This is a genomic window from Pseudomonas kermanshahensis, assembly GCF_014269205.2.
GTDB classification, from domain to species: domain Bacteria; phylum Pseudomonadota; class Gammaproteobacteria; order Pseudomonadales; family Pseudomonadaceae; genus Aquipseudomonas; species Aquipseudomonas kermanshahensis.
In genome coordinates this window covers 5135300-5147317 of sequence record NZ_JABWRY020000001.1, presented here as the reverse complement: position 1 = coordinate 5147317, position 12018 = coordinate 5135300, and the positions used below count along the sequence as shown (strand labels likewise).

Below are 12018 nucleotides of genomic sequence, written 5' to 3'. Positions count from 1 at the left end.
TCAGTGGTCGCGGAAGGTTTTGTTTGAATCGAGAAGGTGCAAGGCTTGCAGCATATCGTTGACGACATCAGCGAGCATGGCATCTTCTCTGGTTGGGTGCCCCTCGGCATACCTCAGCAGGCTTGAAAGCAGGCCCAGCTTTTGCTCGTGGAGCAGCTTGTTCTTCTCAAGCTTCGAGGTCGCGACATCCTTTTCGGTAGCAGCAATTTCCTTTTGGAAGTGAGCCTTCAGCGTTTCATTGCTCATGGTCAAACTCCTATCAATGGAGCCCTTACGCTATCAACGCGACACGAGAACGGAAACTGGTAAAAATGTCAGGTCATTGCAAGCGCTGAAGCCCTTCCAGGCAAGTCGCCAAGTGATAAGGCGTAGTGGAAGGCATGTCATGTCGGCTGACCGCGCCCTCGCCATCTCGGCACTCATACCAGCCGCCGTCATGCAGGAACCGCTGCTCCATCGCCTGCAATTGCGCAGCCAGTTTCGCCTCATTCCCTGACCGCAACGCCAGCGCCCGCAGGTACTCCGCCTGGGCCCAGATCCGCTGGGTGGCATCGAGCACCTTGCCGTCCACCGCGAGCATCGACAGCACCGCCGAATCTTTAACCCCGTACTGCTCGGCGTATTCGAAGGCGCGGGCAATGGAGCCATGCAGTGGCGTGCCACGTAGCAGGGGCGAGGTATCGAGCAGGTAAAACCACTCGAACTGATGACCCGGTTCGAACCAGTTATCCACAGCGCCATTTGGCTTTTCCAGCATCAGGCCATGCTGCGGTTCGATGAACTGCGCCTGCAGGGCCTCGCACAGGTGCAGCAGGGCCTGCTGCACGCCTTCATCCTCACGCACGGCAAGCACCTGCAGGAACGCTTCGGCCAGGTGCATCTGCGGATTCTGCAGCGGGCCGCTGCCCAGGTCGGACCAGTCTTCACCCAGGCTGGCCTCGTACAGGCCGTCGTCGCGGGCGAACTGCTCGCTGATGATTTCCAGGGCAGCGTTCAGTGCAGACTCCACCAGGCTCTCGCGAACCTTGCCCCAGTAATGGGCGCAGGCAAACACGATGAACGCATGGGTGTAGAGGTCTTTGCGGCGGTCCAGCGGCTTGCCTTCGGCATCGATGCTGTAGAACCAGCCACCGTGCTCGGCATCGTGAAAATGCCGCTGCAACGAACGGAACAACGCCGCCGCTCGCGCTGCCGCGCCGGGTTGCTCGATGCGGCTGCTGAACAGGTACAGCTGGCGAGCGCAGGCCATCGCCCGGTAGCGTTGCACGGGCAATGGGCGGTGCTGGGCGTCCAGGGCTTCGAAGGGCAGGGCCATTTCGTCGTTCCAGCCCGGGCCTTGCCACAGCGGCACGATACGCTCGGCGAAGTGCTGGTTGAAGCGGGCCAGTTCGGGCGGAGTGGGGCGGGGGTCGGACATGAAAGCGCTCGTCACAATCGGGCAGTGCGCCATGGTAGCAGAACTGGGGTTTTGGGTTGTTTACACGGGCCTCTTCGCGGGCAAGCCCGCTCCCACAGGTGATCGAGCTGCTCGCGAAGAGGCCCGCATAGCCAACAGATCAGCCCGGGTTACCCAAGCCTTGCCAATGGCGTGCGCCGACGAAGATGAAGCGCAACTGCTGGGTGATTTTTTCCTGCGCGGTCAGGGCCTGTGGATAACCCGCGTCGGGGCTGTCGATCAGCTCCGGCAGGGTGGCGAATACGGTCTTCACCACCAGGTCGGCCATCACCGCCAGTGCCGCAGTGTCCAGGTGCTGCCAGCGCTTCATGCGTGCCAGGTCGGTGGCCAGGTCGTCGCTGATGTCCTGGCGCAGGCGGGCAATCGCCTGGCGGACCGCCTGCGAGCCCCCGTATTGCTCACGGGCCAGGAACAGGAACTGGGCGCGGTGGGCGGCGACCACGTCGAGGAAGATGCGTACCGAGGCGTCGGTAATGCCACCAAACTCGAATTCGTTCTGGCGCACCAGGCGGATGGTCTGGCGGAAGGTGGTATCGACCTCGGCCACCAGGGCCAGGCCCAGTGCGTCCATGTCGGGGAAATGCCGGTAGAAACCGGTCGGTACGATACCCGCCGTTTTCGCCACTTCGCGCAGGCTGATGCTGCCGAAACCACGGCCACTCTCCATGAGCTGGCAGGCGGCATCGAGCAGGGCCTGGCGGGTCTGTAGCTTCTGTTCGGCGCGCGGCAGCATGGGGGCAGGATTCTGTGTCGGTCGAGGCTGGGCACTCTAGTTAAAAAAACGAAGCCCGGTCAATGGACCGGGCTTGGAGGTGAGCAGGCAATGTGCTGCAGGTTGTTCTTTTCGACCATGGCGATCAGCTCACACGGCTGAGTTCAACCAGGCGATCCGAGCCACCTTCAGCTACACGGCCAGCGCGTTCGATCAAACGGTCGGCACCGCCTTCGGCGACTTGGCCAGCACGCTCGATCAGGCGATCGGAGCCACCTTCGGCAACCCGGCCAGTGCGTTCGATCAGGCGATCGGAGCCACCTTCGGCTACACGGCCAGTGCGTTCAATCAAGCGGTCGGAGCCGCCTTCGGCTACGCGGCCAGTGCGTTCGATCAAGCGATCCGAACCGCCTTCGGCAACGGTTTTCAGCGGCTGGGCGATTTCTGCGGTGCTGGAACGCGATTCGGCGGTCAGGTGCTGTTCAGCGGCCGGCAGGGCAAAAGCGTTGGCAGCAAGCAGGGACAGGGTCAGGGTCAGCAGGTGGCGTTTCATGATTTCGGTGCTCCTCTGGGGGGCTGGAAAGTGGGTACGGAGCCAATGCTACGCCCGGGAGCGCCAGAGAAAAGTTCATAAGGATAATGGTAACAATCGACAGCATTGATAGAGGCTGCTGATGGCTCTAGTGCAAGTGTCTTGAGGTGGGTGATGGCTTTTTGATTTCATGCTTTAGGGCCAGGGTAAGGCCTTTGCCCAGCGCAAATGCTGAACAAGAAGCCAGGAAAAACTTCGCTATCATGGCGCCACGGATAAAACCCAGCGGGTTTTCATCAGTCCGAGTTAATGAGTGCCATCGGCGCCCGCTTTGTGCCATGCCGTCAGGAGAATCACGCAATGACGCGACCCGCCAGAATCCTCGTCTGGACCCTTGCCACCCTGTTGACCCTCGTGGCGATACTGGTGGTGGTAATCGCCACCTTCGACTGGAACCGCGTCAAGCCGTTGCTCAACGAGAAGGTATCCGAAGCCCTGCACCGGCCGTTCGCGATCAATGGCAACCTTGCCGTGAAGTGGCGCACCGAACCTGAAGAAGGTGGTTGGCGCGCGTGGGTGCCCTGGCCGCACTTCATTGCCGAGGACCTGACCTTGGGCAACCCCGATTGGCTCAAGGAGCCGAAAATGGTTGGCCTCGAGCGGGTGGAATTCCGCCTGGCGCCGCTGCCGCTGGTGTTCCAGCAGATTGTCATCCCCCGCATCAACCTGACTAAACCGACGGCCAGCCTCACTCGCCTGGCCGACGGACGCGCTAACTGGACCTTTGACTTCGGCCCCAAAGACGAAAACGCGGAACCCTCGAAATGGGCGTTGGACATCGGGGCCATCGGTTTTGACCAAGGCAACGTCAGCCTTGATGACCAGACCCTGAAGACCAGCATGAAGGTGCAGGTCGACCCGCTGGGCAAGCCGATCCCGTTCAGCGACATCGTCGGCAAGGCGCGTGCCGAGAAAACCGGCGGCGCCCAAGACTACGCGTTCGGCTTCAAGGCCCAAGGCCGCTACAAGGGCCAGCCAGTGTCGGGCACCGGCAAGATCGGTGGCCTGCTGGCGCTGCAGGATGCCAGCCAACCGTTCCCGTTGCAGGCCGATGTGCGCATCGCGGATACCCACGTAGTGCTTGCCGGTACCCTGACTGACCCGCGCAACCTCGGCGCGCTCGACCTGCGCCTGCGCCTGTCCGGCAATAGCCTGGGCAACCTTTACCCATTGACCGGCGTGACCCTGCCGGACACCCCGGCTTATGCCACCGACGGCCACCTCAGCGCCAACCTGCATGCCGAGCAAGGCGCCACGTTCAATTACCAAGGGTTCAACGGCAAGATCGGCGACAGCGACATCCACGGCGACCTGGCCTTCGTGGCCAGCCAGCCACGGCCCAAACTCTCCGGCAAGCTGGTCTCCAACCAGCTCTTGTTCAAGGACCTGGCGCCGCTGATCGGTGCCGATTCCAACGCCGAGCAGAAAGCCCGCGGCGGAGCCAGCAAGCAGCCGACGGGCAAAGTGCTGCCGGTGGAGGAGTTTCGCACCGACCGCTGGCGCGCCATGGACGCCGACGTCGAATTTGCCGGCAAGCGCATCGTCCACAGTGAGCAATTGCCGTTCAACGACCTGTCTGCCCACGTGATTCTCGAAGACGGCCTGCTGCGCATGGCACCGCTGCGCTTTGGCGTAGCCGGCGGCAACCTGGCTTCCAGGATCCGCCTGGATGGCCGCAGCGTCCCTTTGCAGGGCCGGGCACAGCTGACTGCGCGGGGCTTCAAGCTCAAGCAACTGTTCCCCACCTTCGCGCCGATGCAGACCAGCTTTGGCGAGTTGAACGGCGATGCCGACATCACCGGCCGCGGCAACTCGGTGGCGGCACTGCTGGGCACGGCCAATGGCGACCTGCGCATGTTGATTAACGATGGTGCGGTCAGCCGCAGCCTGATGGAAATCGCCGGGCTGAACGTGGGCAACTACGTGATTGGCAAGTTGTTCGGTGACGAGGACGTGCAGATCAACTGCGCGGCGGCCGATGTCGGCATCAAGGATGGGCTGGCGACGACACGCCTGTTCATCTTCGATACCGAGAACGCGATCATCTACATCAACGGCACGGCGAATTTTGCCAGCGAGCAGCTTGACCTGAAAATCACCCCAGAGTCGAAAGGGCTGCGGCTGTTCTCGCTGCGTTCGCCGTTGTACGTGCGCGGGCCGTTTGCCAAGCCCAGTGCCGGGGTGCAGGCTGTGCCATTGGCGTTGCGTGGCGCGGGGATGGTGGCGTTAGGGGTGGTCGCGGGGCCGGCGGCGGGGTTGCTGGCATTGATCGCGCCGAGCAGTGGGGATGAGCCTAATCAGTGCACACCGTTGTTGCAGCAGATGAGGGCGGGCAAGGCGCCGACTGAGGTGAAAGGCAAGAAATGAGTAAAGGGGGCCGCTTTGCGGCCCATTCGCGGCACAAGGCCGCTCCCACAAGTGCTCCGCAAAGCCTGAACTGTGCGGTGAACCTGTGGGAGCGGCCTTGTGCCGCGAATGGGCTGCAACGCAGCCCCGTGCGATTACAGCCCTTGCAGCAAATCGGACATATCGTCCGCGTGCTCTTCTTCCTGCGCCAGGATGTCTTCAAAAATACGGCGCGTGGTCGGGTCGCTATCACCAATGTACTGAATGATCTCGCGGTAGCTGTCGATCGCAATGCGCTCGGCCACCAGGTCTTCAAGCACCATTTCTTTCAAGTTGCTACCTGCCACGTACTGGGCATGGGAATTCTTGGTCAGGTTGTCCGGGTTGAAGTCCGGCTCGCCACCCAGCTGGACAATCCGCTCGGCCAACTTGTCGGCATGCTCGGCTTCCTGGTTGGCATGCTCCAGAAACTCTTCGGCTGCCACGCTGGCCTTGATACCGCTGGCCATGAAGTAGTGACGCTTGTAACGCAGCACGCAGACCAATTCGGTGGCCAGCGACTCGTTGAGCAGGCGCAGGATCTCGGTACGGTCGGCGTGGTAACCCTCGGTCACCGCGCCTTGCTCCACGTGCTGGCGGGCACGTTCGCGCAGGGTTTTCACATCGGTCAGTTCAACGTTGCTCATGGTTATCTCCAAACGAATCAGGACGGGGGGTCAAGTGGTAACGAAGGCTCACGCGCCGTGGACGGCGTCGCTGTCCTCTTGTCGTTGTTTGCACGTCTTGAAGCCCTTGGCGTCGACATGCCCGGTGGCGTCGAAACGCACGTAGTAGGGCTGCTGCTTGCCGTCGCGGTTGAGGATGTAGTCGTTGCAGGTGCCCCCGTGCGGCAGGTCGATCACGTTCGACGGGCTGCCGCCGATGGCAATGACCTTCTGCATGGTCATGCCGTGCTCGACCTGCTTGACCAACGGTTCGTCACGGTAGGTGACGTAATCCACCGGGTTTTCCGGGCGGCTGCCGCAGGCGGCCAGGGTTGCACTGGCCAGAAGGATTGCCAGGGTCTGCTTGTACATGGTCCCGCTCCTTGCTCAAGGGTCTGTTCTGGTTTGGAACCGCACGGCGCGCCAGGAGTTCGATTGCGATGGTCATCGAAGCCGCTGTAGTGTGGGCCGTCGTCCACGGAGAGGGGCAGGGCAATGGGGCAGGAACTGGCTACGCGATACCCTGTGGTGCTGGTGCCGGGCATGCTCGGCTTCGTGCGGGTACTGCTTTATCCCTACTGGTTCGGGATCGTGCCGGCCTTGCGCAAGGGCGGCGCGCAGGTGCATGCCGTGCAGGTGTCGCCGTTGCATTCCAGCGAAGTGCGCGGCGAGCAGTTGCTGGCGATCATCGAAGGCATCTGCCAGCGCAGCGGCGCGGCCAAGGTCAACCTGATCGGCCACAGCCAAGGCGCCTTGGATGCGCGCTATGCGGCCGCCAAACGGCCCGACCGGGTGGCTTCGGTGACGTCGGTGGCGGGGCCCAACCATGGCTCCGAACTGGCTGACCACCTGGAACGCACTGCGCCTGGCGATTCACCCCAAGGGCGCATGCTCAAGGCGGTGCTGCATGGCGTGGCAGTGCTGCTGGTGTGGCTGGAAACCGGCTGGCGGCGGGACCCGCTGCCCATCGATGTGCACGCCTCGCACCAGGCGCTGACCAGTGCCGGGGTGGCGCTGTTCAACCAGGCTTATCCACAGGGCCTGCCCGACACCTGGGGCGGTGATGGGCCCGCGCAGGTCAACGGCGTGCGCTACTACTCCTGGTCAGGCACCTTGCAGCCTGGCCTGACTGACCGAGGGCGCAACCGCTTTGACGGCAGCAACCGCTTCTGCCGCTTGTTCGCCCGCAGCTTCGTCAAGGAAAAGGGCCATTGCGACGGCATGGTCGGGCGCTTCAGCTCGCACCTGGGGCAGGTGATCGGCGATGACTACCCGCTCGATCACCTGGACATCGTCAACCAGTCGCTGGGGGCAGTCGGCAAGGGCGCCGAACCGGTGCGGCTGTTCACCGAACACGCCGCCCGGCTCAAAGCTGCGGGGCTATGACGCGGCGGCGCACCGGTGTGGTCCAGCGTTCGGCAAGGATCACCCCGGCCAGGGTCAGCAGGCCGCCGATCAGGTGATAGCGGGCCAGTTGTTCATCCAGCACCACGGCGGCAATCAGCGCGGTGACCAGCGGCAGCAGGTTGAAGAACAACGTGGTACGGCTTGGCCCCAGGCGGTGCACGGCCTGCATCCATACCAGCGGCGCGATCATCGAGGCCAGCACGCAGGCGTACAGCACCAGGCCGACGTTGTGGGCGTTCAGGCCGGTCTTGTCCGACAGCAGGAACAACGGCAGCAGCACGACGATAGCCACCAGCACCTGCAAGTACAGCAGCTGCAAGGGCGGCAGGCGCAATTGCCATTTTTTCAGCAGGAAGCTGTACAGCGCGTAGGCCAGGGTGGCCACCAGCATCAGCAGGTCGCCGCTGTTCAGGCCCTGTTCCAGCAGCGCCCCGGGATGGCCGGCGGAGACCACCTCGAGCACGCCGAAAAACGACACCAGGGCGCCGATCAAGGCGCCGAAGGTCAGGCGCTGGCCGAGCCAGGCGATGGACAGGGCCAGCGACATCAACGGCATCAGCGAGAGAATGATGCCCATGTTGGTGGCGCTGGTGATGCTGGCGGCGAAGTACGCCAGGCTCTGGTACAGGGCCATGCCCAGCACGCCGAGGACGAAGACTTTGCCCAGGTGCGGGCGGATGGCGGCGCGGTTGCGCCACACGGCCGGTAACAGGAAGGGGGTGAACAGCAGGCCGGCCAGCAGCCAGCGATAGAAGCCGATCTCGGCAGGGTGGATGGCACCGGCCGACAGCTTGGTGACGACGGTGTTGCCAGCCCAGATGAGGATGGCGAGCAGGGGGAAGGTGTAGTTCATGTCGCGGTTACTCGGTTTGGCAAGGTTGGGCCTGCTTTGCAGCGCGCAGTTTGCAGGCAGCGCTGTACCTGTAGGAGCGGGCTTGCCCGCGAAGGCCTGCACATCAGGCCCCGATAGCCCGCTATTATCCGCTGTCTGTCCGCAAGCCTATACTTGTATCCAGACAACCCACCCTTTGAAGCAGACAGCATGCCGCGCAAATACCTCGACATCCCCGGCTTCGACCAACTCCCGGCGCCGGTGTACTTCCGCCATGACGAATTTGGCGCCGACACCCACAGCGCGCCACACCGCCACACCTGGGGCCAACTGAACTACGCGGCCCACGGCGTCATGCACCTGGACGTTGAAGGCCAGCGCTTTCTCTCGCCGCCGCACTACGCCGTCTGGGTGCCGCCGGGCACCGAGCATGGCTGTTACAACCCCCAGGCCATCGTCTACCGCTCGGTCTACCTGGCGCGCAGCCTGTGCGCCGACCTGCCGCAACAACCGTGCAGCCTGGTCATCAGCGACATCCTCAAGGCCATCCTTGGCGACTTCGCCCGGCGTGACCTGAAGGTGGCGCAAGATGAACGCGACCAGCGCCTGGTGCAGGTACTGCTCGACCAGTTGCTGCTGGCCCCGACCCAAACCTGCTACCTGCCCTTCGCCCGCAGCGAGGGCCTGGGCCAGGTGCTCGACGCCTTGAGCCACGCCCCGGGAGACAACCGCCCGCTGGCCGACTGGGCCGCGCAGGTGCATGTCAGCGAACGTACTCTGGCCCGCCAGTTTCTTCGCGAACTGGGCATCAGTTTCGGTGAATGGCGCCTGCGCCTGCGCTTTTTACGCGCCATCGAGGCGCTGGAAGCGGGCTTGCCGATTCAGGCCATTGCCTTCGACCTTGGCTACAGCAGCGGCTCGGCCTTCATCGCCATGTTCCAACGCCAGGCCCACTGCACGCCGGAGCAGTACCGGCGCCAGTCGCGGGCTGAGCTGTAAAAATTCTTGTCTACACTCAGTGGCACCACCGCGCATCGGGCGCGGAAACAGGGAGACCACTCCATGAAGCTGTTGCAAATGCCACTGCTGGTGTTGGCTGTGTTGTTCAGCGCGCAAGGGTTCGCCGCCACCGCGCAACAGGAAAAGATGACCTCGTGTAACGCCGACGCCACCGCCAAGGCGCTCAAGGGCGACGAACGCAAGGCGTTCATGAGCAACTGCCTGAAGAAGAGCGTGCCTGCCACCCAGCAGGAAAAGATGAAGACCTGCAACGCCGACGCCAGCACCAAGGCACTCAAGGGTGACGAGCGCAAAGCGTTCATGAGCGACTGCCTGAAGAAGAAATGACCTGCGCCTATGCCTGTAGGACGAAGGCTGGCAGACTGCGGGTCTTTTCCGTTGTCTGCCCCTGAGGCTGTATGACTTTCACCCCCCGCCAGGTCACCCTGGCCAGCTGGATCATCGTGTTTGCCGGCCTGCTGCTGGCGTTGCCCCTGAAGTTGCTGCCGAGCCTGCTAGCCGGTTTGCTGGTGTTCGAACTGGTCAACATGCTGACGCCACGGTTGCAGCCGCTGATCGCCGGGCAACGTGCGCGTTGGCTGGCCGTGGCCCTGCTCGGCACGTTGGTGGTTACCACCCTGACCCTGCTGATCGCCGGCGCGTTCAGCTTCCTGCTGCACGAGGCAGAAAACCCCGGGGCTTCGCTGGACAAGTTCATGGCCCTGGTCGAGCGGGCCCGTGGGCAGTTGCCGCCGTTCATCGAAGGCTACCTGCCGGCCAGTGCCGCCGAGTTTAAAGTGGCCATCGGTGACTGGCTCAAGAGCCACCTGGGTGAGCTGCAATTGGTGGGCAAGGGCATGGCGCACATGTTCGTCACCTTGCTGATCGGCATGATCCTTGGCGCCATCGTTGCCCTGCAGCGCATCCCTGACATCTCGCGACGCAAGCCGTTGGCGGCAGCGCTGTTCGAACGCCTGAGCCTGCTGGTGCAGGCGTTTCGCAACATTGTCTTCGCGCAGATCAAGATTTCGCTGCTCAACACCACCTTCACCGGCCTCTTCCTGGCCGTGGTGCTGCCGCTGTTCGGTGTGCACCTGCCGCTGACCAAGACACTGATCGTGCTGACCTTCCTGCTCGGGCTGCTGCCGGTGATCGGCAACCTGATGTCCAACACCCTGATCACCATTGTCGGGTTGTCGTTGTCGATCTGGGTGGCGCTGGCGGCGTTGGGCTATCTGATCGTTATCCACAAGGTCGAGTACTTCCTCAACGCGCGGATCGTCGGCGGGCAGATCAGTGCCAAGTCGTGGGAGCTGTTGCTGGCGATGCTGGTGTTCGAGGCGGCCTTCGGCTTGCCGGGGGTGGTGGCGGGGCCGATCTACTATGCCTACCTGAAGAGTGAGCTGCGGCGGGCGGAGCTGGTCTGATCTCCTGCGCCGGCCTCTTCGCGGGGCAAGCCCGCTCCCACAGGATTACCTACAGCACAGCGGCAATGGTGATCCTGTGGGAGCGGGCTTGCCCCGCGAAGAGGCCAGCGCAGGCTATAGAGGTTTATCAGATCGAGCCGTAGCGCTTACGCGCCTCAATCGCCAATCCGCTACCAATGCTGCCGAAGATGTTGCCTTCCACATGCCGGGCATTGGGCAGCATCGCCGCCACGCTGTTACGCAGCGCCGGGATCCCGCTCGAACCCCCGGTGAAGAAGACGGTATCCACCTGCCCTTCGCTGACGCCCGCCTTGTTCAGCAGCTCGCTGACGCTGCCGCGCACGCGCTCCAGCAGGCCTTCGATTGCCGCTTCGAACACGGCACGGGTCAGCTCCGCTGTCAGCTCCGGCTCTACCCGGCGCAGGTCGATATGGCGGCTGTCGTGCTCGGTCAGCTCGATCTTGCTGGCTTCCACTTCCATCGCCAGCCAGTGGCCGGCGCGCTGTTCGATCAACTTGAACAAGCGGTCGATGCCCAGGGTGTCTTCGATGTCGTAGCGCATGTTGCCCAGGGCCAGCTGGGACTTCTGCGAATACAGGGCGTTGATCGTGTGCCAGGTGGCCAGGTTGAGGTGATAGCTGGTCGGCATCAGCGCACCGCTCTTCATCCGGCTGCCATAGCCGAACAGCGGCATCACGCCCTGCAGGCTCAGTTGCTTGTCGAAGTCGGTACCGCCAATGTGCACGCCGCCGGTGGCGAGAATGTCGCTTTGGCGTTCTGCCACCAGGTGGCGCTCGGGCGACAGGCGGATCAGGGTAAAGTCGGAGGTACCACCGCCGATATCGACGATCAGTACCAACTCTTCACGGCTGATGCTCGACTCGTAGTCGAAGGCTGCGGCAATCGGTTCGTACTGGAACGACACGTCCTTGAAGCCGATCTTGCGTGCCACGTCGGCCAAGGTGTCCTCGGCTTCCTGGTCGGCGGCCGGGTCTTCATCGACGAAAAACACCGGACGGCCCAGCACCACCTGATCGAAGCTGCGCTCGGCGGCGGTTTCAGCGCGCTTTTTCAGCTCGCCGATAAACATGCCCAGCAGGTCCTTGAACGGCAGGGCGCTGCCCAGCACGCTGGTGTCGTGCTTGATCAGCTTGGAGCCGAGCAGGCTCTTGAGCGAGCGCATCAGGCGGCCTTCGTAGCCTTCCAGGTATTCGTGCAACGCCAGGCGACCATACACCGGGCGACGCTCCTCGATGTTGAAGAAGACCACCGAAGGCAGGGTGATCTTGCCGTCTTCCAGGGCGATCAGCGACTCAGTACCAGGGCGGTGCCAGCCGACCGTGGAGTTAGAGGTGCCAAAGTCGATGCCCAGGGCGCGGGCCGGGGATACGTCAGACATGGGAAAAGGGCTTCCGGAGGCAAAACGGCCGCGCAGTTTATGCCAGTTGGCAAGAGAATCAAGACCAGTCGTCTGCCATGCAGCAATCCCAAGTGGGCCTTGAAAGGCTATGCTTGACCCCTATCTTCAGTTGCAACACGCAAT

13 protein-coding genes are annotated in these 12018 nt (G+C 63.0%); 5 read left to right on the top strand and 8 right to left on the bottom strand.

The features are described from left to right. From HU764_RS23095 to HU764_RS23080, 4 genes are all read right to left on the bottom strand, one after another. A complete protein-coding gene (locus HU764_RS23095; protein WP_186677380.1) occupies window positions 1–246 on the bottom strand; it encodes a hypothetical protein in 246 nt (81 codons plus the stop codon). Between the two features lie 73 nt (window positions 247–319). Further along, window positions 320–1417 carry an AGE family epimerase/isomerase gene (locus tag HU764_RS23090; RefSeq protein ID WP_186702386.1) on the bottom strand — a complete coding sequence of 366 codons (1098 nt, stop codon included), beginning with the start codon at window positions 1415–1417 and terminating at the stop codon, window positions 320–322. A 139-nt stretch (window positions 1418–1556) separates the two neighbouring features. Beyond that, on the bottom strand, window positions 1557–2189 hold the full coding sequence (locus tag HU764_RS23085; RefSeq protein WP_186702385.1) for a TetR family transcriptional regulator: 633 nt from the start codon (window positions 2187–2189) through the stop codon (window positions 1557–1559). A gap of 124 nt (window positions 2190–2313) precedes the next feature. Beyond that, window positions 2314–2721 carry a phage infection protein gene (locus HU764_RS23080; RefSeq protein ID WP_186677382.1) on the bottom strand — a complete coding sequence of 136 codons (408 nt, stop codon included), beginning with the start codon at window positions 2719–2721 and terminating at the stop codon, window positions 2314–2316. Between the two features lie 339 nt (window positions 2722–3060). On the opposite strand from HU764_RS23080, the gene HU764_RS23075 reads away from it, so the two are divergent. Beyond that, the gene (locus HU764_RS23075) at window positions 3061–5127 is read left to right on the top strand and encodes an AsmA family protein (RefSeq protein ID WP_186702384.1); all 2067 of its coding nucleotides are present in this window, start codon (window positions 3061–3063) and stop codon (window positions 5125–5127) included. Between the two features lie 134 nt (window positions 5128–5261). Here the strand turns inward: HU764_RS23075 and HU764_RS23070 are convergent, their stop codons facing one another. Together HU764_RS23070 and osmE are read right to left on the bottom strand one after the other, a co-directional pair. Next, window positions 5262–5792, bottom strand: coding sequence for a ferritin-like domain-containing protein (locus HU764_RS23070; RefSeq protein ID WP_027592557.1), 531 nt, complete (start codon window positions 5790–5792; stop codon window positions 5262–5264). 48 nt (window positions 5793–5840) lie between these two features. After that, on the bottom strand, window positions 5841–6182 hold the full coding sequence (gene osmE / locus HU764_RS23065; protein WP_027592558.1) for an osmotically-inducible lipoprotein OsmE: 342 nt from the start codon (window positions 6180–6182) through the stop codon (window positions 5841–5843). Between the two features lie 123 nt (window positions 6183–6305). On the opposite strand from osmE, the gene HU764_RS23060 reads away from it, so the two are divergent. Further along, window positions 6306–7196 (top strand): esterase/lipase family protein, encoded by an 891-nt coding sequence (locus HU764_RS23060; protein ID WP_186702383.1) that lies wholly within the window; start codon window positions 6306–6308, stop codon window positions 7194–7196. Here the strand turns inward: HU764_RS23060 and HU764_RS23055 are convergent. Further along, window positions 7177–8070: a DMT family transporter gene (locus HU764_RS23055; RefSeq protein WP_186702382.1), complete on the bottom strand. Its 894-nt coding sequence runs from the start codon at window positions 8068–8070 to the stop codon at window positions 7177–7179. The two genes, HU764_RS23060 and HU764_RS23055, sit on opposite strands and share 20 nt — an antisense overlap. Before the next feature lie 189 nt (window positions 8071–8259). Between HU764_RS23055 and HU764_RS23050 the strand changes: the two genes are divergently transcribed. The 3 genes from HU764_RS23050 to HU764_RS23040 all read left to right on the top strand — a co-directional run bounded on the left by HU764_RS23050 (window position 8260) and on the right by HU764_RS23040 (window position 10475). Beyond that, window positions 8260–9048: an AraC family transcriptional regulator gene (locus tag HU764_RS23050; RefSeq protein ID WP_027592561.1), complete on the top strand. Its 789-nt coding sequence runs from the start codon at window positions 8260–8262 to the stop codon at window positions 9046–9048. A 63-nt stretch (window positions 9049–9111) separates the two neighbouring features. Beyond that, window positions 9112–9396: a PsiF family protein gene (locus HU764_RS23045; protein WP_027592562.1), complete on the top strand. Its 285-nt coding sequence runs from the start codon at window positions 9112–9114 to the stop codon at window positions 9394–9396. A 71-nt stretch (window positions 9397–9467) separates the two neighbouring features. Next, window positions 9468–10475: an AI-2E family transporter gene (locus HU764_RS23040; RefSeq protein ID WP_186677393.1), complete on the top strand. Its 1008-nt coding sequence runs from the start codon at window positions 9468–9470 to the stop codon at window positions 10473–10475. Between the two features lie 127 nt (window positions 10476–10602). On the opposite strand, the gene HU764_RS23035 is transcribed toward HU764_RS23040, so the two are convergent. Beyond that, a complete protein-coding gene (locus tag HU764_RS23035) occupies window positions 10603–11874 on the bottom strand; it encodes an Hsp70 family protein (RefSeq protein WP_085272321.1) in 1272 nt (423 codons plus the stop codon). Between the last annotated feature and the right edge of the window lie 144 nt (window positions 11875–12018).

Excerpts from the sequence above, each read along its gene's own strand:
- HU764_RS23095 (WP_186677380.1), bottom strand. The coding sequence starts at position 246 with ATGAGCAATGAAACGCTGAAGGCTCACTTCCAAAAGGAAATTGCTGCT.
- HU764_RS23090 (WP_186702386.1), bottom strand. The coding sequence starts at position 1,417 with ATGTCCGACCCCCGCCCCACTCCGCCCGAACTGGCCCGCTTCAACCAG.
- HU764_RS23085 (WP_186702385.1), bottom strand. The coding sequence starts at position 2,189 with ATGCTGCCGCGCGCCGAACAGAAGCTACAGACCCGCCAGGCCCTGCTC.
- HU764_RS23080 (WP_186677382.1), bottom strand. The coding sequence starts at position 2,721 with ATGAAACGCCACCTGCTGACCCTGACCCTGTCCCTGCTTGCTGCCAAC.
- HU764_RS23075 (WP_186702384.1), top strand. The coding sequence starts at position 3,061 with ATGACGCGACCCGCCAGAATCCTCGTCTGGACCCTTGCCACCCTGTTG.
- HU764_RS23070 (WP_027592557.1), bottom strand. The coding sequence starts at position 5,792 with ATGAGCAACGTTGAACTGACCGATGTGAAAACCCTGCGCGAACGTGCC.
- osmE (WP_027592558.1), bottom strand. The coding sequence starts at position 6,182 with ATGTACAAGCAGACCCTGGCAATCCTTCTGGCCAGTGCAACCCTGGCC.
- HU764_RS23060 (WP_186702383.1), top strand. The coding sequence starts at position 6,306 with ATGGGGCAGGAACTGGCTACGCGATACCCTGTGGTGCTGGTGCCGGGC.
- HU764_RS23055 (WP_186702382.1), bottom strand. The coding sequence starts at position 8,070 with ATGAACTACACCTTCCCCCTGCTCGCCATCCTCATCTGGGCTGGCAAC.
- HU764_RS23050 (WP_027592561.1), top strand. The coding sequence starts at position 8,260 with ATGCCGCGCAAATACCTCGACATCCCCGGCTTCGACCAACTCCCGGCG.
- HU764_RS23045 (WP_027592562.1), top strand. The coding sequence starts at position 9,112 with ATGAAGCTGTTGCAAATGCCACTGCTGGTGTTGGCTGTGTTGTTCAGC.
- HU764_RS23040 (WP_186677393.1), top strand. The coding sequence starts at position 9,468 with ATGACTTTCACCCCCCGCCAGGTCACCCTGGCCAGCTGGATCATCGTG.
- HU764_RS23035 (WP_085272321.1), bottom strand. The coding sequence starts at position 11,874 with ATGTCTGACGTATCCCCGGCCCGCGCCCTGGGCATCGACTTTGGCACC.